This window comes from Pseudorhodobacter ferrugineus DSM 5888 (assembly GCF_000420745.1).
GTDB classification, from domain to species: Bacteria; Pseudomonadota; Alphaproteobacteria; order Rhodobacterales; family Rhodobacteraceae; genus Pseudorhodobacter; species Pseudorhodobacter ferrugineus.
The window spans coordinates 76,308-95,947 of record NZ_ATVN01000014.1; the positions used below are offsets into that span (position 1 = coordinate 76,308).

Here is a 19,640-nt window from a genome sequence, read left to right on the forward strand (position 1 = left end):
TTTCCTTGTTTCGGCGGCAAGCTGTAACACAGTTTGTTCACCGCAGGTTGATACGGATTGCCGCAGCAGATGCAAAAGGCAACAGCGCCGCCGCCCCCGCCGTAATCGCGGCCAACAGCGCCAGCGGCGTGCCCGTGGCCATGCCTTCGGCCCCACGCTTCACCACTTCGGCCCCGAAAATAAGCGTTGGCACATACAGCGGCAAGACCAGCAGCGACAACAAAAGCCCGCCACGTTTCAGCCCCACCGTCAACGCCGCGCCAAACGCCCCAATCACCGACAGCGCAGGCGTGCCCAGCGCCAGCGACACCACCAGCCACACATACCCATCCACGGGCAGGTTCAAAAGCACCCCCAACACAGGCGCCACAATCGTTAACGGCAGGCCCGTCACCGTCCAATGCGCCAGCGCCTTGATGGCCACCACCCCTTCCAACGGAATAGGGGCCGTGACCAGCAGGTCCAGCGACCCATCCTCAAAATCCAGCGCGAACACCCGATCAAGGCTTAACAAACACGCCAGCAACGCGCCAACCCACAATATCCCGGGTGCAATCAGCGCCAAAACGGTACTGTTCGGCCCGACCCCCAGCGGCACCAACACCGCCACCAACAGGAAAAACGCAAGTCCAAGACCAAAGCCGCCCCCTGCCCGCATTGCCAGCCGCATATCCCGAACCAACAACGCGATCATGCGAAATCCCCGCCAAAGGCCGCATCAAACGCGCCACCCGCGCCGCCGCCGCGCGGACCAATCGCCTTGAACGGCCCCAGCTCCAGCACATCGGCCTCCAGCCCAAGGTCTATATGGGTCGCGATCAGCACCGACCCGCCCGCGCCCAGATGCCCGCGCACCACATCGCCAAACAATTGCACCGATGCCGTGTCCAGCGACACGGTCGGTTCATCCAGCACCCAAATGGGCCGCCCCGTGACCAGCAACCGCGCCAGCCCCAGCCGCCGCTTTTGCCCCGCCGACAGGTTCGCCGCCTGACGGTCGCGCAGCTCGGCCAAATTCATCCGGCCCAGCGCGTCCTCCACCGCGGCAGTTCCATACACCGCCGCCCAAAATCTCAAATTCTCGGCCACCGTCAGCGTGGCCTTCAACCCGTCGGCGTGCGCTGCATAAGCAATCGCATCCGGCGCGACCGACACAGACCCCGCCACCGCAGGCTGCAACCCCGCCACCGTGCGCAGCAATGTCGTCTTGCCAATCCCGTTCGGTCCGCGCAGCACCAAGCCGCGCCCCGCTGGCAAGGCAAAACGAACCCCTTCCAGCACGGTCACACCCCCACGGGCCACGGCAAGCTGATCTACGCGCAAATCCATCGGTTACAGATCTATCCCAACTAAAAGCATGCGAAAAGGGTGCGGTCTGTCGCGGCCCTCACAGCGGTTCAATATCGCCCTGCGCACGCCCTGCATGGAAATCCGCCACAAACGCCACCAGCGTCCCCGCCCCGATCGCCGCCCGCAATCCGGCCATAAGGTCCTGATAATACCGCAGGTTATGCCAGGTCAGCAGCATCGACCCGATGATCTCGTCCGATTTGATGACATGGTGCAAATAGGCGCGCGAATATTGGCGGCAGGCGGGGCATTCGCAAGCCTCATCCAACGGGCGCGGGTCATCCTTGTGCCGCGCATTGCGCAGGTTCACCTGCCCGTGCCGTGTCCAGCCCTGCCCCGTGCGCCCCGACCGCGACGGCAGCACGCAATCCATCATATCAATCCCGCGTTCCACAGCACCCACAATATCATCGGGCTTGCCCACGCCCATCAAATAGCGCGGCTTATCGTGCGGCAACATATCGGGCGCATAATCGAGCACGCCAAACATCGCCTCTTGCCCCTCGCCCACCGCCAAACCGCCCACGGCATAGCCATCAAACCCGATGGCCTTCAACGCCTCGGCACTTTCGGCCCGCAAGTCCTGCGTCACACCGCCTTGCTGAATGCCAAACAGCGCATGTCCCGGCCGGTCGCCAAACGCATCGCGTGACCGCTGCGCCCAGCGCATCGACAGCGCCATCGACTTGGCCACCTCGGCATCTGTCGCAGGCAAGGCAGGGCATTCGTCAAAACACATCACAATGTCCGACCCCAGCAGCTTTTGGATCTCCATGCTGCGTTCGGGCGACAGCATATGCTTGGACCCGTCAATATGGCTGGAAAACGTAACACCTTCCTCGGTCAGCTTGCGCAAACTCGCCAAAGACATCACCTGAAACCCACCCGAATCCGTCAAAATCGGCCGATCCCAGTTCATAAACTTGTGCAACCCGCCCAAGCCCGCAATCCGTTCCGCCGTGGGCCGCAGCATCAAATGATAGGTGTTGCCCAGCAAAATATCGGCCCCCGTCGCGCGCACCGACTCTGGCATCATCGCCTTGACCGTAGCCGCCGTGCCCACAGGCATAAAGGCCGGCGTGCGAATATCGCCGCGCGGGGTTGAAATAACCCCCAAACGCGCCCGCCCATCCGTGGCCTTTACGTCAAAGCTGAACCGTTGTCCCATCATCGTCGCCCCTTTTATGACGGCCCCTTTTGGGCAAATTGCAACCAAAAGCCAAGCCCCTCAGAACAGACGCACCAAAACGCCCCCTTGCGCCCCCAAGCACCCACAGGGCAATATTCACCCAAACCGCCCCGAAAGGCCCCGAAATGCTGCACCGCGCTGCCTTGCTGATCTGCCTTGCCCTGCCCTTGCAGGCAAAAACGGCACAGGCCGAAACCGCCCTTGCCGCTGTTGCTGCCAACTTTGCGGATGCCGCCCAAACGCTTGCCACCCAGTTTCAGGCCGAAACGGGGCACAGCATAGAAATCACCACCGGCTCCACTGGCAAGCTCTACGCCCAAATTACCCAAGGCGCGCCCTATGACCTGCTTTTGTCCGCTGATGCCGCCACCCCTGCGCGCCTGTACAGCGATGGGCATGGCCGGCCCCAACCCTACGCCATCGGCATCCTGACCCTCTGGGCGCCGAACATGCCAATCAATACTGACCCCACCGTCACCTTACAAAGCGACCAAATCCGCCATATCGCCATCGCCAACCCCGATCTGGCCCCCTACGGTCAAGCCGCCATGCAGGCCCTGACCGCGATGGGGCTTGAAGGTGCCATCGCCGATAAAATCGTCATGGGCCAAAACATCGGCCAAACTTTTGCCTTGGTCGATAGCGGTGCTGCCGAGGCTGGCCTCGTCGCACGCTCGGCCCTGACCAACCCCAAAGGCTATGTCTGGGATGTGCCCGCAAACCTGTACCCCCCCATCCAGCAACACGCGATCCTTCTGACCCACGGCGCAAACAACCCCGCCGCCACAGCCTTCCTCGCCTACCTCACAACGCCCCAAGCCCGCGCCATCATCGCCAACAGCGGCTACGCGCTGCCATGACCCTTCCCGATCTTGGCCCCCTCTGGCTCACCCTCCACCTCGCCGCAATCACCACGGGCCTGCTCCTCCTCCTCGGCACGCCCTTGGCTTGGTGGCTGGCCCAAACCAAGTCCCGCGCCAAACCAATAATTGAGGCGCTGACCGCCCTGCCCCTTGTGCTGCCCCCCACAGTCCTCGGATTTTACCTTTTGGTCCTGTTCAGCCCCAATTCCACATTCGGCGCATTCTGGGTGCAGGTCACAGGCGAAACCCTAACCTTTTCCTTTACCGGCCTTGTCATCGCCTCGATGCTCTATTCCTTGCCCTTCACCGTGCAACCCTTGCAATCAGCGTTCGAATCCATTGGCCCCAAACCGCTAGAGGCCGCCGCCATGCTCCGCGCCTCCCCCTTTGACCGCTTTGCAACCGTCGCGGCCCCCATGGCCAAACGCGGGTTTCTAACGGCCACCGTCCTCAGCTTCACCCATACGCTTGGCGAATTTGGTGTAGTCCTCATGGTCGGCGGCAATATTCCGGGCAAAACCAAGGTCATCTCGATTGCGATCTATGAACATGTGGAAACCATCAACTATGCAGATGCCCATGTGCTGTCGGCTATCCTGTTGGTGTTTTCCTTCGTGACCCTCCTGTTGGTCTACAGCCTCAACCGCCAGTTCCCCACAGGGGGGCGGCCCTGATGCTGTCGCTGGATGTCACCCTTGCCTATCCCAACTTCACCTTGGCCATTCGTGAAACCATCCCCGCATCGGGCCTAACCGCCCTCTTCGGTCGCTCTGGGTCCGGCAAATCCACCCTGCTGCGGGTGATCGCAGGGCTGGACCCCCGCGCCACGGGCCGCATCGCGTGGAATGATACGGTTTGGCAAGATGGCCCCCAATTCACCCCGCCCCACAAACGCGGGCTTGGCTATGTGTTCCAAGATACCCGCCTGTTTCCGCACCTGACCGTGGCCAAAAACCTTGCCTATGCCGACACGCGCGCCCGCGGCCTGCCCGGCCCCAGCTTGGGTGACATCATCACCGCCTTGGACCTTGCCCCCTTGCTGTCCCGCTATCCCAGCACCTTGTCGGGGGGCGAACAATCGCGCGCCGCCATTGGCCGCGCCATGCTCACCCGTCCCGAAATGCTCTTGATGGATGAACCCTTCGCCGCACTCGATGCCGCCCGCAAGGCCGAGATTCTGCCCTACCTTGAACGCCTGCGCGACCAGATCGGCACCCCCATCCTCTACGTCAGTCATAACATGGCCGAGGTGGCGCGCCTTGCCACAAACCTGATGCTGATCGACGCAGGCCGCATCACCCATCACGGGCCCATCGAGGCGCTGTTGTCCGACCCAAACGTCGCCCCCGCGCTGGGCTTGCGCGAGGCAGGTTCGGTGATCGAGGCCATCTTGACACGGCACGAGGATGACGGGCTAAGCCAACTCGCCACCTCCGCAGGCGCGCTTCTCCTCCCGCATGTCAACGCCGCCCTCGGAAGCCGCATCCGCATCCGCATTCTGGCCCAGGATGTCATGCTGTCGCGCAGCCGCCCCACGGGCCTGTCGGCCCTCAACATCCTGCCCGCCACCGTGACCGACCTGCGCACAGGCGATGGGCCGGGGGCGTTGGTGCAACTGCAAATAGGCACAGACCGCATCCTTGCCCGCATCACCCGCCGCTCGGCCACCGCGCTAGACCTGCGCGCGGGCGTCGACTGCTTTGCCATCCTGAAATCGGTGTCCGTGGCCCAAGGCAACATCGGCGCCATGCCCCCCCGCGCCTTGTAACCGATACAAAAAACATATGCCCCTTTCCCTTGCACCCTTTTGCGATATGTTCCATCACTCTCGCAGGCGTGTACATACGGATGGCATACGCAAAGCATACGCAAAACATACGCTGGGCTTTTCCCCGTTGCAGGAACGCCCGACACACTTAAGGAACGGGCAAACCTATGGCTGACGCGCTGATGAAACCGACCGAAGAAATCTCTGTACGCGAGGTTTTCGGGATCGACACCGATATGAAAGTCAAAGGTTTTGCCGAACCAACCGACCGCGTGCCCGCGATTGACCCGACCTATAAATTCGATCCCGACACGACTTTGGCGATCCTTGCAGGTTACGCCTATAACCGCCGTGTCATGGTCCAAGGCTATCACGGCACGGGCAAATCCACCCATATCGAACAGGTTGGCGCGCGGCTGAACTGGCCCACTGTTCGGGTCAATTTGGACAGCCATATCAGCCGGATCGACCTGATCGGCAAAGACGCGATCAAACTGCGTGATGGCAAGCAAGTTACTGAATTCCATGAAGGAATCCTGCCGTGGGCGCTGCGCAACCCCGTGGCAATCGTGTTCGATGAATATGACGCAGGCCGCGCCGATGTGATGTTCGTTATCCAGCGCGTGCTGGAACATGACGGCAAATTGACGTTGCTGGACCAGAACGAAATCATCACGCCGCACCCGTCCTTCCGCCTGTTCGCTACGGCCAACACCGTCGGTCTTGGCGATACCACGGGCCTCTATCACGGCACCCAGCAGATCAACCAAGCCCAGATGGACCGCTGGTCGCTTGTGGCCACGCTGAACTACCTGTCCCATGATGCCGAGGCGGCGATCGTGCTGGCCAAGAACCCGCATTACAATACCGAAAAAGGCCGCAAGGATATTTCCCAGATGGTCACGGTCGCAGACCTGACCCGCACGGCCTTTATGAACGGCGATCTGTCCACCGTCATGTCGCCCCGTACCGTCATCACATGGGCCGAAAACGCGCGTATTTTCAAAAACATAGGCTATGCCTTCCGCCTGACATTCCTGAACAAATGCGATGAGCTGGAACGCCAAACCGTGGCCGAATTCTACCAGCGTTGCTTTGCCGAGGAACTGCCGGAATCAGCGGCCAGCATGGCGATGAAGTGATGTAGGGTGGGTGCCAACCCACCACCCCTCAAGCGGTGGGTTAACACCCACCCTACCCCAGCCGATCCGGGATTCTCATGACCAAACCAACCGATAACCCCGCCGATCCGTTCAAAAAGGCCTTGGCCGAGGCGACCAAAGTCATGGCCGATGACCCGGACATGACCGTCACCTATTCGGTGGATCCGTCGGGCATGACCAAAGAAGGCGTGCGATTACCACAGGTTAGCCGCCGCATGACCCGCGATGAGGTGCTGCTGGCCCGTGGCACTGCCGATGCCTTTGCTTTGCGCCGCAAGTTCCATAATGATGCCACCGCCGCCAAATACGCGCCCACCGGCACCCTCGCGCGTGAGATTTATGAGGCGATGGAAACCGCGCGCTGTGAGGCCGTTGGCGCCCGCGCCATGCCCGGCACCGCTGGTAATATCGACGCCAAAATCGGACATGAGGCCGCGCGCAAAGGCTATGCCGAGATCACCCAAGCCACCGACGCGCCCTTGCCCGTCGCCGCAGGTTACCTGATCCGCCACCTTGCCACGGGCCGCGATTTGCCAAAAGGCGCGGATAACGTGATGAACCTCTGGCGCGGTTTTATCGAGGACAGCGCGTCCGAAACCCTTGAAAACATTGATCATGTTCTGGCAGACCAAGCTGCCTTTGCCCGCCTTGCCCGCAAGGTAATCTCTGATCTCGGCTATGGCGACCAGTTGGGCGATGACCCCGACGCGCCGGATGAGGATGAAGAGTCCGGCGACGATGCGCAGCAAGACGACGAACAGCAAGAAAGCTCTGGTGACGACGAAAGCGAGGAAGACGATAGCGAATCCTCGCCGGAACGGTCCCAAGAAGAGCAGCAAGACGCGTCCCAAGCGCAAGTGTCCGAAGACGATATGTCGGACATGGAAGAAGGCGAAGAGACCGAGATGCCCGAAGGCGAGGCCCCGATGGAGCCCCCGCCCCCCGCCGCCCATTCCGATGCGGACCCGAACTACGCCGTCTATACCACGGATTTTGATGAAGAAATCCGCGCCGAAGACTTGGCCGAGGCCGCCGAATTGGAACGCCTGCGCGCCTATCTCGACCAACAGCTGGAACCCCTGAAAGGTGCTGTGTCGCGCCTTGCCAACAAGCTGCAGCGCCGTCTGCAAGCGCAGCAAAACCGCAGCTGGTTGTTTGACTTGGAGGAAGGCACGCTGGATGCAGGCCGCCTTGCCCGTGTGATCGCAAACCCCACCACGCCCCTTTCGTTCAAGCAGGAAAAAGACACCGAATTTCGCGATACTTGCGTTACCCTGCTATTGGATAACTCCGGTTCCATGCGCGGTCGCCCGATTTCCATCGCCGCAATTTGCGCCGATGTTTTGGCCCGCACGTTGGAACGCTGTTCGGTCAAGGTCGAAATCCTCGGCTTTACCACCCGTGCCTGGAAAGGCGGGCAAAGCCGCGAACGTTGGTTGGGGGCGGGCCGTGTGCAACAGCCCGGCCGCTTGAACGACCTGCGCCACATCATCTATAAATCCGCCGACGCCCCTTGGCGCCGCGCGCGGCCCAATCTAGGGCTGATGATGAAGGAAGGGTTGCTGAAGGAAAACATCGACGGCGAGGCGCTGGAATGGGCCCACCGCCGCATGATGGCCCGCCCAGAGGCGCGCAAAATCCTGATGGTTATTTCCGATGGCGCACCGGTAGACGACTCAACTTTGTCCGTTAACCCCGCGAATTATCTGGAAAAACACCTACGCGATGTGATTGCCATGGTGGAAAAGAAAAAGGCTGTCGAGTTGATAGCAATCGGGATAGGCCATGATGTGACCCGCTATTATAACCGCGCAGTGACCATCACCGATGTGGAACAATTGGCGGGTGCGATGACCGAACAGCTTGCCGGATTGTTTGACACCGATCCGCGCAAACGCGCGCGGGTGCTGGGCATGCGAAAGGTCGGCTAAATGCACCAAACCTTCAACGCCACCGCCACTCCGGCCCAAGGCCCCGCCCGCCTTGCGCAGCTGCGCAAAACCCTTGCAGCGCAAGGACTTGCAGGTTTCATCATTCCCCGTGCCGATGCCCACCAAGGCGAATATGTCGCCGCGCGGGACGAGCGTTTGCAATGGCTGACAGGGTTCACCGGATCGGCAGGGTTTTGCATCGTTTTGACCGACGTGGCAGGCGTGTTCATCGACGGTCGCTACCGTACGCAGGTCAAGGGTCAGGTTGATCTTGCCCATTTCACCCCCGTACCTTGGCCCGAGGTAAAACCTGGCCCCTGGATCGCCGATCATCTGGCGCAAGGCGCCATCGGTTTTGACCCGTGGCTGCATACCAAGGATGAGATTTCGGCAATTGAGAAAACACTTGAAGAAACGGGCGTAACCCTTTGTGCTGCAAGCAATATGGTCGATGCGATTTGGCCGGATCAACCAGATGCACCTTTGGGCAAAGCGTTCATCCATCCCGATACGCTTGCAGGCAGCACCAGCACCCAAAAATGCACAGACATCGCCACCGAACTGCGCAAATCGGGGCAATCGGCAATGGTTATCACGCTACCGGATTCTCTGTGCTGGTTGCTGAACATTCGCGGTGCGGACGTGCCCCGTAACCCCATCGTCCACGGCTTTGCCATTCTTCACTGTAACGCCTCTGTCTCGCTCTTCGCCGACCCAGACAAATTCGACCCAACCACCCGCGCCCATCTTGGCCCGCAAGTCACGATCCGCCCGCCATCTGCCTTCATGCCCGCGCTGCGCACCTTGCAAGGCCCTGTGCGCGTTGACCGTGCCACCGCCCCTGTGGCTGTGTCCTTGGAGCTGGCCGAGACGGGCATCGACATCGCTTGGGGCGATGACCTGTGCCGCCTGCCCAAAGCCTGCAAAACCGAGGCCGAGATTGCGGCGACCCGCGCGGCGCATCTGCGCGACGGGGCCGCGATGGTCGAATTTCTGTGCTGGCTGGATGCCGAGGCTCCCAAAGGCGGGCTCACCGAAATTGACGTGGTTACAGCGCTCGAATCCTTCCGCCGCGCGACGAACCAGTTGCATGACATCAGCTTTGATACCATCTGCGGCGCAGGCGAACATGGCGCGATCATGCATTACCGTGTGACCACCGAAAGCAACCGCGCGGTGACGTCGGGCGAATTGCTTTTGGTGGACAGCGGCGCGCAATACGTTGATGGCACCACCGATATCACCCGCACGATGGCGATTGGCCCCGTGCCCGATGGGGCCGCCGCCGCCTATACCCGCGTGTTGCAAGGCATGATCGCCATTTCCCGTGCCCGCTGGCCCCGTGGCCTTGCAGGCCGAGATCTGGATCCTTTGGCGCGCTATCCCCTTTGGCTGGCGGGCATGGATTTTGATCATGGCACCGGCCACGGCGTTGGTGCGTTTTTGTCAGTCCATGAAGGCCCGCAGCGGATTAGCAAGGTGTCAGACGTACCGTTGCAACCCGGAATGATCCTGTCGAATGAGCCGGGCTATTACCGCGAAGGGGTCTTTGGCATCCGGCTGGAAAACCTGATCGTCGTCACCCCTGCGCCGAAACTGGCCGATGACCGCGACCAGCTTTGCTTTGAAACCCTGACCTTTGTGCCGCTTGACCGCAGGCTGATTGATACGGCCCTGCTGGCACCCGGTGAAAAGGACTGGCTGAACGCCTATCATGCTCAGGTCATGGACAAGCTGGGCACACGGCTGTCAAGCGCCGCCAAGGCCTGGCTTGCCTCCGCAACAGCCCCGCTTTAGCCCGCCATCTCGGCCGCTGCCGTCTCACGGATCCGTTCCACCATCGCGCGCACGCCGTTGGACCTCTGCGACGACAAATGCTCATCCAGCCCCAGCCGCGCCAGTTCGGCAGGAGCGTCGATTGTCATCACCTCATCCACCGTGGCACCCGCATAAAGCGCATGCAAAACCGCGATCAGCCCGCGCACAATCATCGCATCGCTTTCGCCTTCAAAACCGAACACAGCCGCCTTGCCCTGCCCTGAAATCACGGGCCGCAGCCACACTTGGCTGGCACAGCCGTCAACCTTTAGCGCGGGCACCTTGAACGCCTCGGCCAAAGCGGGCATTTCCTTGCCCAAGGCAATCACGTGGCGGTAACGCTCTTCCCAATCCTCAAGAAACTCGAATGTTTCGGCAATATCTTCGAATGCGGCGCTGGCCATTCCGTCTGCTCCGATTGCAATTTTCAACAGAGGTAGCGCCTTCGCGGCCTCAGGTCCAGCAATTGGCAACATTTCCTCGCAGCAAGTGCTTTTCAAACGCTTCGCTTTGGGCTACCCAATAAGCAGAGCTGAACGGGAAGAGCCGCAATGAACACACCACTGGTCGCAACACTCTGCGCAACATTGGCCCTAGGGGCTTGCTCGTCTATCAGCAATTCGCGCCTGAACCCGTTCAATTGGTTTGGCGGTTCCGAAGAAACCGTCACCCTTTTGGTTGAGGCGCCACAAGACAGCCGTTTGCTGGTGTCCCAAGTCACCGACCTTACGCTGGAAAGAATGCCGGGCGGCGTGATTATTCGCGCAACCGGCCTGCCCCCAACCCAAGGCTATTGGGAAGCCGAGCTTGTGGCTCGCCCCGTTGACGATGGTCAGATCACATTCGATTTCCGCGTGTTCCCACCGATCACGGCGCAGATCTCGTCAACCCCGCAGTCGCGTGAAGTGACCGTCGCGACCTATCTGTCGAATATCAAACTCGATTCCATTCGCCAGATCACCGTGCAAGGTGCCAACAACGCCCGCACCAGCCGCCGTTAACCCGCCCGACTATTTCTTTGGCGGCTCAAGGCGCAGCGGCAAGGTGACCCGAAACGCGGCCCCCCATTGCCCCGGCAAGTAAGAAATTGTGCCGCCTAAATTCGCCATAACCTCGCGGCAAATCGCAAGGCCAAGCCCTGCACCGCCGGCTTTGGTCTGGTCGGTCAATCGCGCAAATTTTTCAAATATCAACGCCTGTTGGCCTTTTGGAATGCCACTGCCATTGTCGATGAAATCCACGATCACACGCCCGCCCTTGCGCCGCACCGAAATACGCAGTTCGGGGTTGGCCGCATCGCAATATTTCCGCGCATTGGAAATGAGGTTGATAAACACTTGCGTCAGCCGGTCGCTATCCGTGCGCAGGAAAATATCTTCGCTGGGCAAATCGCGGTGGATGACAAAGCTGCGCTCCGCCCGCGTATGGCTTGATGATCGCAGCGCCCCGTCGATCATCTCGCGCAGGTTGCTTAATTCAAGGTTAAGCTGCACAGTCCCGTTTTCCAACACGCTCAGATCCAGCAAATCATCCAACAGCCGAGTTAGGCGTTTGGTCTCGTCATGGATCACCTTTCCATATTTCGTCACCATTTCCCCGGGCAAATCGTCCTCGGCCAGAATTTCCGAAAAAGCGCGGATCGACGTCATTGGCGTGCGCAACTCGTGGCTGATCTGGCTAAGGAACGCGTCTTTTTGCACCGAAAGCTGGGTCAGCTTGTCATTGGCATCGCGCAACTGACGGGCAGTGCGGGTCAACTCGTCTTGCTGCTCTTCCAGCTTGCTTGAATATTCCATGATCTGCGCGGCCTCGTTCGCCACCGCCATCAAATCCTCAACGGAAACAGTCGCACGGCCTGCGATCTGTGAAATCATCGCATGCGCAGTCGCCGCCCCCACGGCCCCCGCCAACCGCCGTTCCAACTGCTCCATAAATCCGGCAGTCGGGTCGGGCAAATAGCCGCTTTTGCCTTGCGCCCGCGCTTGGCCTTCAAAAAACCCAAGCCCCTCGTCGTTGCCCAGAATGCGCTGCGCCATGATCAGCAAATCTTCGGCCCCCACCGCCCCATGTTCGGACCAACCGCGCGTATTGCCCGGTTCTGCATCAAACGCGTTCACAAAGGCCGCCGCTTGCACGCGTTCCACAGGGTTCGGAAACGTCAGCAATGATCCGGTACAAAAGGCCACTGTATTCAAAGCCATAGACCAAAACAGCGCGTGGATCAGCGGGTCCATACCCTCAACCCCAAACAGCGCCTGCGGGCGCAGCCATGCAATGCCCAGCGGCCCGTTTGCCATAACATTGGCCGACAGCACCGCATCGGCCCCAAAGGACGGGAAAAACAGCGTATAGGCCCAAACCGCAAAGCCAAGGCACAGCCCCCAAATCGCGCCCGTCCGCGTGGCGCCGCGCCAAAAGATACCGCCCATCATCGCAGGCAAAATCTGCGCAACGCCCACAAAGGAAATCAGCCCAATCGCGGCAAGCGCCGCCGATCCGCCCGACCCCTGATAATACGCATAGCCCAATGCCAAGATCGCAACGATCGACAAGCGCCGTGACAGCAAAACCAACCGCCGCACATCCCCCGGCACCGCCCGTGCGGGGCGCAGCGACAACCAGAACGGCATGACAATATGGTTTGACACCATCGTCGCCAGCGCAATCGACGCCACAATCACCATCGAGGTCGCGCTTGAGAACCCACCAAGAAACGCCAGCATCGCCAAACCGCCCTGCCCTTGGGACAACGGCAAAGTCAGCACGAACAAATCCGGATTGGCCCCTTCGGGCATCAATTCCAGCCCGACCACCGCAATTGGCACCACAAACAGGCTCATCATCAACACATACAGCGGGAATGCCCAGCTTGCGGTCGCCAGATGGCGCTCGTCGCTGTTTTCCACGACCAACACCTGAAACATCCGCGGCAGGCAAATCACCGCGGCCGCCGACAGAAAAATCAGTCCGGTCCAGCGTGACGGTTTCATATGCCATTCGGCCATGCTGCTGGCATCAATGCGCGCCAGAATATCGCGCGGCCCGTCTGCAATACCCCAAACAACAAACACCCCAACCGCGACAAGCGCCAGCAGTTTCACCACCGCCTCTACCGCAATCGCCGTGACAACGCCGGTGTGCTGCTCGTTCGCATCCAGATTTCGGGTGCCGAACAAAATGGTAAAAAGGGCCAATCCGCCCGTCACCCAGACAGAGGTCACTTCGCCATCCGGTTTGGCCCAGCCATCAACCGTAGCACTGGCGAACACCCCAAATGACAGGGTAACCGATTGTAATTGCAGTGCGATATAGGGCGTTGCTGCCGTCACGCACATCACGGTCACAATCACGCCCAGCAGGTTCGATTTGCCGTAGCGACTGGAAATCAAATCCGCGATGGACGTGACACGGTGCTGTCGCCCGATCCGCACCAGCTTGCGCAGTACCCACCACCAGCCGACAAACACAATCGTCGGGCCTAGATAAATGGTCAGATATTCCAGCCCCGACCGCGCGGCATAGCCCACGGCCCCATAAAACGTCCAAGCCGTACAATAAACCGACAAAGACAAGGTGTACACCAAGGGCGACCGCAACCAACCCGCCGCCCCTTGGGCCGCGCGCCGTTCCACGAAAAACGCCACGCCAAACAGGAAAATCACATAGGACAGTGACGCCAGAACCAGCAGGTTAAACGGCATCTTACGATTTGTCCTTGGGCAAAACAGGTGGGGCTGTGTCCGCCTCGATCGACAGACGGCGCGCCAGCAAAGCCGCCGCAACGATCAGGACCAGCCAGACCGTAAACAAATAAATCGCATCGCGCCCTGTATAGCGCAAATCCCCCGTTTCTTCGCCCCACAACATCGGCAAAATGATCAAAAAGCTGGCCAGAATGGGTAACAACCGCGCAGCATCGCGCAAACGGCGTTGCCGATAGCTGTGCGCCGCAAGGAACATAGGCCGTTTCATGTGCCCTGTGTCCCGTCTTGGCCAATCTGATCCGCACCAAGCAACCGGACCGCCGCCACAATTTCGGCATTGGAAAACGGTTTGGCCATAAACATATTCGCCCCAGCACGCTCGGCCATCTCACGGTCGCGCCCTTGGCCCTTGGCAGTCAGCATCAACACCGGCAAATCGGTGAAATCGGGCATCCCGCGCAGCTGGGCAAGGATGTCATGCCCGCTTTGCCCCGGCAGCATCACATCCAGAATCAACACATCTGGCCGCAAGCTTTGCACCTGCGCAACGGCTTCCAGCCCACTTCCATATGTGCTGACCCGCCAACCGTCACGGCTCAGGATAAAGCGTATCGCCTCGGCAATATTCGGTTCGTCTTCGATCAGCAGCACATGCTGGCCCATATATTGCTCCCGACCTTCCGCTGACCCCATGTCCATCCTTTGACTATTGCGGGTTCCGACCTGCCTGTCAAAACCGTTTACAAAACTTCGGCAATGATCGACGGCTCGCGCCGCGCCACACAGGCCCCACGCGCGCAAATCCGGCATGAACTGCCGACCGGAACAAAGGCTTCGCCGATACCCACAACCGGATAATGCGCAATCAACATCGCTGCATGCCGCACCTCGGGCCCCGCGAATCCCTGGGGATAGGACACATCACAAAACGCCCGCGTCTGGAAATGCTGCCGCGTCAGCCCCGGCATTTCCACCACGGCGGCAACTGGTTGCGATGGCCGCGACAGCGCCGAATACAAGGGCCACAACGGGCAGGCCGCCCCGTGTCGTGGCAGCGCGAATCCCTCAATCGGCCTACGCAGGGTCAAGGCCCCCGCCCCGTCACAAATCACCAAACCCATCGTCGCGCCTTTGCGAAACGCAAGCCTGCGAAACACCCGCAGCGCATCGCAGCCAAAGGCCCGTGCCAGTTGCAGCGGGTCACCTTTCGGGTCCTTGGCCAAAGCCGCCTCAAACGCCGCCAGTGGCAGCGCTTTGGCGTCCTCGGCCGCTTGGCGCACCCAGTCGCGCGCCAAAGACCGCGCCGCAGCCGATGCTATCCCCGCCACCTCGCCCGCCAGCGCCTCGGGGCCACCGCCGCCTGCCTCTAACGCGTCAAAATGCCAATCATGCGCTGCAAGCCAAACCTCCAACTCTTCTTGCGGGGCCGCAGCGCCTGTGTCCTCTGCTTGGTCGGACCCATCGAGATAGGCCACAAGTGCCTCGGCCCCTACTGCCAACCGCTCGCTGTCTACGTGCAAATTGCCATGAAACAGCGCGCGCCATTCCGGCTCGATATCTTCAGTCTCGGCCAAAATCGCTGCCGTGGACCTTACCGAACTTACTGCCGATAATACCTCATGCAGTGCCAGCGACAAATGCGGGTCATGGCTGATCCGGTCATTCAACGCAGCCACCATCCGTTCCAAGTGCCCGATGCGGCGGTATTGTTCGGCCAACAACTCGGCCCAACCCGGAAAGCGGCCCAGAAATTCATCCAGCTTGTCCACTTCGGCCTCCGTGCCAACGCCGATCATCGCGGCCGCCCGCATATCCTGCGCTGCCCCTCCGACCGCCCCTTCGGCCAGAACCACCGCATCAATGCCCAAAGCCGCGGCGAGTTTCGCCAGCACGGCATCCCCAATCCGCCGCCGATTATGCTCGATAAGATTTAAATAGGATGCCGAGATTCCCACAGCCCGCGCAAGATCGGCCTGTGCAATCCCCGCAGCCAAACGCCTTTCGCGTACCCGACTGCCTGTCAAACCTGTAAGCGCCATGTGTAAATTCCTTCAATCACAATAAATTTACACCACCCGTGTCAATTTACAAAGCCTGTAAAATCACCAACGCCAGCCTGCGCAACAATAAAAGGGGCGCGCCGACCCAACGGCACGCCCCCATTTCAGTCGTGGCAAACGCCTTAGTTCAGCGCCTTGTCCGTGATCGCCGTCGTATAGGCCCCTTCTGGTGCCTTGGAAATCACCGGGTCCGACCCGCCACCCAGCAAAGTCGCCACCGTGCGGTCATAATCGGCCATGTCCAGCGCGCCATTCGACCCTGCGGTCAGCTTGGCCACTTCGGCCATCATCCGCTTTTGGTGGCTTTCGGTTTGCGCGCCCGTCTCGTCATTCTCCAAAACCATCATCGCGGCCTCGTCCGAATTTTCCTCGGCGTATTTCCAACCCTTCATCGAGGCCCGCACAAAGCGCACCATCTTATCCTCAAACGAAGGATCGGCCAGATTGGCCTCCAGCACATAAAGCCCGTCTTCCAGCGTCGCCACGCCTTGATCCTCATACTTGAAGGTCACCAGATCATCGGCAGCAATCCCCGCATCAATCACCTGCCAATATTCATTATAGGTCATGGTCGAAATGCAGGCGGCTTGCTTTTGCAACAACGGATCGACGTTAAAGCCTTGCTTTAACACCTCAACCCCGTCCGCGCCGCCTGTGGTCGGGATGCCCAATGTGCTCATCCAGCTCAGGAACGGGTATTCATTACCAAAGAACCAAACGCCCAGCGTCTTGCCCTTGAAATCGTCGGGCGACGTGATGCCGGTTTCTTTCAAACAGGTCAGCATCATACCGCTCGATTTGAACGGCTGCGCGATGTTGACCACAGGCGCGCCTTGCTCGCGTGCAGCCAGCGCCGATGGCATCCAGTCGACCATCACATCCGCGCCGCCGCCCATCAACACCTGCACAGGGGCCACATCGGGGCCACCCGGTTTAATCGTGACGTTCAGGCCTTCTTCCTCATAAAACCCTTTTTCCAGCGCCACGTAATAGCCGCCAAACTGCGCCTGCGTGACCCATTTCAACTGCAATGTCACATCATCCGCCGCCCATGCCGCGCTGCTCATCAGCGTTGCCGCAATCGTACCCGCAAAGATTTTCTTCATAGTACTCTCCCGTGTTGGGCCGATTATCGGCCTCTCTGTGAAGGGTGCCAAAATGTCACCCGTTTTTCTATCAAAGCCACGACACCGTAAAACGCCGATCCCGCCATCGCCGCCACCGCAATCTCGGCCCAAACCATATCAAGCCCAAGCCGCCCGACCTCGGTGCTGATGCGAAACCCCATGCCCTGCGTCGGGCTGCCGAAAAATTCGGCAACAATCGCGCCAATCATCGCCAAAGTGGTCGCAATCTTAAGCCCGTTAAACATGAATGGCATCGCCGCAGGCAGACGCAGCTTGAACAACCCTTGCCAGTAACTCGCCGAATAGGTCGCCATTAGATCACGTTGCATCACATCCGTGGCGCGCAAGCCCGCAACCGTGTTCACCAGCACGGGGAAAAACACCATCACCACAACCACCGCCGCCTTGGATTGCCAGTCAAACCCGAACCACATCACCAAAATCGGCGCGATGCCGACCACAGGCAAGGCCGCCACGAAATTACCCACCGGCAACAGCCCGCGCTGCAAAAACGGCGATCGGTCCACCACCACCGCTGTCAGCACCGCCGCCCCACAGCCCATCACAAAGCCCGACAGTGCACCTTTTACAAAGGTCTGCACAAAATCGCCCCACAGCACATCCAAACTGCTGCCAAACCGTGCGGCAATCGCCAAGGGCCCCGGCAAAATGACAGATGGCACGGCAAACAGCGTCACCGTCATTTCCCACAACACCAACAGCGTCAGCCCAAAAATCACCGGCACCAACCGCATCCGCCACGGCCCGCCCAACTGCGACAAGCCGTTATTCACCAACCACGCGCCCAGCCACACACCCAGCAGCACCGTCACGCGCCAATCCCATGCCAGAACCACCACGACCCCAGCGATCAGCGCAACCAACCCATCAAGGCCAAACAGCACCCCAGCCCCTTTGCGCGTTATCTTCGCTGACCGGCTCATGCGCCCATCCCCATCCGCGCCAACACCCGCGATTGAATGCTCCCCACCACGGCCACCAACCCCGCAGCCAACAGCGATGCCATCACCAAAGTCGCCCAAATCTGAATGGTCTGCCCGTAATAAGACCCCGCCAACAAGCGCGTGCCCAACCCGGCCCCGCCCAACGGCAGTTCTGCCACAATCGTGCCCACAAACGACGCCGCCACCCCCACTTTCAGCGAAGCAAACAAATAGGGCATCGAGGCCGGCAAACGCAGGTTCCACAACCCCTGCGCTGCACTGGCATTATAGGTGCGCAGCAAATCCAACTGCATTCCGTCAGGGCTGCGCAACCCTTTCACCATGCCCACCACCACAGGGAAAAAGCTTAAATACGCCGCAATAATCGCCTTGGGGATCAACCCCGCCACCCCGACCGAATTCAAAACCACAATGATCATCGGCGCAATCGCCACAATCGGAATGGTCTGGCTCGCAATCGCCCAAGGCATCACCGATGCATCCATCGCGCGGTTGTGCACAATCCCAACGGCCAGCAAAATCCCAAAACCCGACCCGATGGCAAACCCCAGCATCGTGGCCGAAAACGTAACCCAAGCATGCAATACCAACCCACGGTTCGACAGGCTGCCCGACTGCACAATCCCGCGCCGCCCGCCAACCTCCTCACCCCATGTCAGCGCCCAAAACTCCGCCGCCACTTGGTGCGGCGCCGGCAACACAGGCCGCTCTTGCGCCATAGTTTTCGGCACAATCTGCGCCCAACCAATCGCCTCACCCGCACGGCCCGCCTGATCTCGCTCCCATTGCGCATTCATCAAAACCGCAGCGCCGTACCACAGCGCCAGAATACAGCCAACCACCACCAATACAGGCCCAAAGGACTTCATGCCCCCACCCCCGCACCCGGTTCCACAAACTTAATCCTCATAAGAATGCCCCGCCCGCAAGCCATCCCTGACGCGATGCGCAATCTCAATAAATTCCGGCGTGTCGCGAATGTCCAATGGGCGCTCACGCGGCAAAGGGCTCTCGATCACTTCTGCAATCCGCCCCGGTCTCGGGCTCATCACCACAATCTTTGTGCTCAAATACACAGCCTCGGGAATCGAGTGTGTGACGAAACAAATCGTTTTCTCGGTCCGCGCCCAGAGCGCCAGCAACTGCTCGTTCAAATGGTCGCGCACGATCTCATCCAACGCACCAAACGGCTCATCCATCAACAATATATCCGCGTCAAAGCTTAACGCCCGTGCAATGCTGGCCCGTTGCTGCATCCCGCCCGACAATTGCCACGGGAAACTGTTTTCAAACTTACTCAGCTCGACCAGCTCCAAAACCCGCGCAACACGCTCCGCCTGTTCGGCTTTGGAAAACCCCATAATCTCCAACGGCAACCGAATATTCCCACCGATGGTTCGCCAAGGGTACAGACCCGCCGCCTGAAATACATAGCCATAAGCCCGCGCCTGCCGTGCGGCTTCCGCGCTCATCCCATTTACGGTCAAACTGCCCTCGGTCGGAGTCTCCAACGCCGCCATACAGCGCAAAAACGTGGTCTTGCCGCAGCCCGACGGCCCGATGAAGGATACGAAGTCCCCCTTCTCAATCACCAAATCCACGCCTGAAAGCGCATGCACCGGCCCGCCATTGGTTTGGAATGTCAGGCCAACGCCTTTGGCCTCAATCACTGCTGCCGTCATAAATCGCCCATATCCCTAAA

General features: G+C 60.0%; 19 protein-coding genes. 7 read left to right on the forward strand and 12 right to left on the reverse strand.

The window, feature by feature from the left end:
* Nucleotides 1-37: 37 nt before the first annotated feature.
* The 3 genes from ccmB to tgt are packed head-to-tail and all read right to left on the reverse strand — an operon-like array spanning nt 38 to nt 2,518.
* Nucleotides 38-694 (reverse strand): heme exporter protein CcmB, encoded by a 657-nt coding sequence (gene ccmB, locus G560_RS0113130; RefSeq protein ID WP_022704768.1) that lies wholly within the window; start codon nt 692-694, stop codon nt 38-40.
* Complete coding sequence (gene ccmA, locus G560_RS0113135; RefSeq protein ID WP_022704769.1) at nt 691-1,329, reverse strand: heme ABC exporter ATP-binding protein CcmA; 639 nt, start codon at nt 1,327-1,329, stop codon at nt 691-693. Before ccmA ends, ccmB begins: the two co-directional genes overlap by 4 nt.
* Before the next feature lie 58 nt (nt 1,330-1,387).
* Complete coding sequence (gene tgt, locus G560_RS0113140; protein ID WP_028914072.1) at nt 1,388-2,518, reverse strand: tRNA guanosine(34) transglycosylase Tgt; 1,131 nt, start codon at nt 2,516-2,518, stop codon at nt 1,388-1,390.
* 146 nt (nt 2,519-2,664) lie between these two features.
* Here tgt and modA point away from each other — a divergent pair, with 146 nt between their 5' ends.
* The 6 genes from modA to G560_RS0113170 all read left to right on the forward strand — a co-directional run bounded on the left by modA (nt 2,665) and on the right by G560_RS0113170 (nt 10,061).
* Nucleotides 2,665-3,399 carry a molybdate ABC transporter substrate-binding protein gene (gene modA, locus G560_RS0113145; protein ID WP_022704771.1) on the forward strand — a complete coding sequence of 245 codons (735 nt, stop codon included), beginning with the start codon at nt 2,665-2,667 and terminating at the stop codon, nt 3,397-3,399.
* Nucleotides 3,396-4,076, forward strand: coding sequence for a molybdate ABC transporter permease subunit (gene modB / locus G560_RS0113150; protein ID WP_022704772.1), 681 nt, complete (start codon nt 3,396-3,398; stop codon nt 4,074-4,076). Before modA ends, modB begins: the two co-directional genes overlap by 4 nt.
* Nucleotides 4,076-5,170 carry a molybdenum ABC transporter ATP-binding protein gene (modC, locus tag G560_RS0113155; RefSeq protein ID WP_022704773.1) on the forward strand — a complete coding sequence of 365 codons (1,095 nt, stop codon included), beginning with the start codon at nt 4,076-4,078 and terminating at the stop codon, nt 5,168-5,170. Before modB ends, modC begins: the two co-directional genes overlap by 1 nt.
* 167 nt (nt 5,171-5,337) lie before the next feature.
* Nucleotides 5,338-6,312 carry a cobaltochelatase subunit CobS gene (cobS, locus tag G560_RS0113160; protein ID WP_022704774.1) on the forward strand — a complete coding sequence of 325 codons (975 nt, stop codon included), beginning with the start codon at nt 5,338-5,340 and terminating at the stop codon, nt 6,310-6,312.
* Between the two features lie 77 nt (nt 6,313-6,389).
* Nucleotides 6,390-8,264 (forward strand): cobaltochelatase subunit CobT, encoded by a 1,875-nt coding sequence (gene cobT, locus G560_RS0113165; RefSeq protein ID WP_022704775.1) that lies wholly within the window; start codon nt 6,390-6,392, stop codon nt 8,262-8,264.
* Entirely contained in the window at nt 8,265-10,061 is a 1,797-nt protein-coding gene (locus G560_RS0113170) for an aminopeptidase P family protein (RefSeq protein WP_022704776.1), read from the forward strand.
* Here the strand turns inward: G560_RS0113170 and G560_RS0113175 are convergent.
* Nucleotides 10,058-10,486, reverse strand: coding sequence for a SufE family protein (locus G560_RS0113175; RefSeq protein WP_028914074.1), 429 nt, complete (start codon nt 10,484-10,486; stop codon nt 10,058-10,060). The two genes, G560_RS0113170 and G560_RS0113175, sit on opposite strands and share 4 nt — an antisense overlap.
* A 147-nt stretch (nt 10,487-10,633) precedes the next feature.
* On the opposite strand from G560_RS0113175, the gene G560_RS0113180 reads away from it, so the two are divergent.
* Nucleotides 10,634-11,083 (forward strand): hypothetical protein, encoded by a 450-nt coding sequence (locus G560_RS0113180; protein ID WP_022704778.1) that lies wholly within the window; start codon nt 10,634-10,636, stop codon nt 11,081-11,083.
* 9 nt (nt 11,084-11,092) lie between these two features.
* On the opposite strand, the gene G560_RS0113185 is transcribed toward G560_RS0113180, so the two are convergent.
* The 8 genes from G560_RS0113185 to G560_RS0113220 all read right to left on the reverse strand — a co-directional run bounded on the left by G560_RS0113185 (nt 11,093) and on the right by G560_RS0113220 (nt 19,620).
* Nucleotides 11,093-13,783 carry an ATP-binding protein gene (locus G560_RS0113185; RefSeq protein ID WP_022704779.1) on the reverse strand — a complete coding sequence of 897 codons (2,691 nt, stop codon included), beginning with the start codon at nt 13,781-13,783 and terminating at the stop codon, nt 11,093-11,095.
* 1 nt (nt 13,784) lies between these two features.
* Nucleotides 13,785-14,054, reverse strand: a complete 270-nt coding sequence (locus G560_RS0113190) for a hypothetical protein (protein WP_022704780.1) — start codon at nt 14,052-14,054, stop codon at nt 13,785-13,787.
* The gene (locus tag G560_RS0113195; protein ID WP_028914075.1) at nt 14,051-14,449 is read right to left on the reverse strand and encodes a response regulator transcription factor; all 399 of its coding nucleotides are present in this window, start codon (nt 14,447-14,449) and stop codon (nt 14,051-14,053) included. The genes G560_RS0113190 and G560_RS0113195 overlap by 4 nt, the downstream gene beginning before the upstream one ends.
* A 77-nt stretch (nt 14,450-14,526) precedes the next feature.
* Nucleotides 14,527-15,825, reverse strand: coding sequence for a short-chain fatty acyl-CoA regulator family protein (locus G560_RS0113200; protein WP_028914076.1), 1,299 nt, complete (start codon nt 15,823-15,825; stop codon nt 14,527-14,529).
* A 143-nt stretch (nt 15,826-15,968) separates the two neighbouring features.
* Nucleotides 15,969-16,952, reverse strand: coding sequence for an ABC transporter substrate-binding protein (locus tag G560_RS0113205; protein ID WP_022704783.1), 984 nt, complete (start codon nt 16,950-16,952; stop codon nt 15,969-15,971).
* A gap of 23 nt (nt 16,953-16,975) precedes the next feature.
* Nucleotides 16,976-17,917, reverse strand: a complete 942-nt coding sequence (locus G560_RS0113210) for an ABC transporter permease (RefSeq protein WP_081647659.1) — start codon at nt 17,915-17,917, stop codon at nt 16,976-16,978.
* The gene (locus tag G560_RS0113215) at nt 17,914-18,807 is read right to left on the reverse strand and encodes an ABC transporter permease (RefSeq protein ID WP_022704785.1); all 894 of its coding nucleotides are present in this window, start codon (nt 18,805-18,807) and stop codon (nt 17,914-17,916) included. Before G560_RS0113215 ends, G560_RS0113210 begins: the two co-directional genes overlap by 4 nt.
* 30 nt (nt 18,808-18,837) lie before the next feature.
* Nucleotides 18,838-19,620 (reverse strand): ABC transporter ATP-binding protein, encoded by a 783-nt coding sequence (locus G560_RS0113220; RefSeq protein WP_022704786.1) that lies wholly within the window; start codon nt 19,618-19,620, stop codon nt 18,838-18,840.
* Nucleotides 19,621-19,640 lie beyond the last annotated feature (20 nt).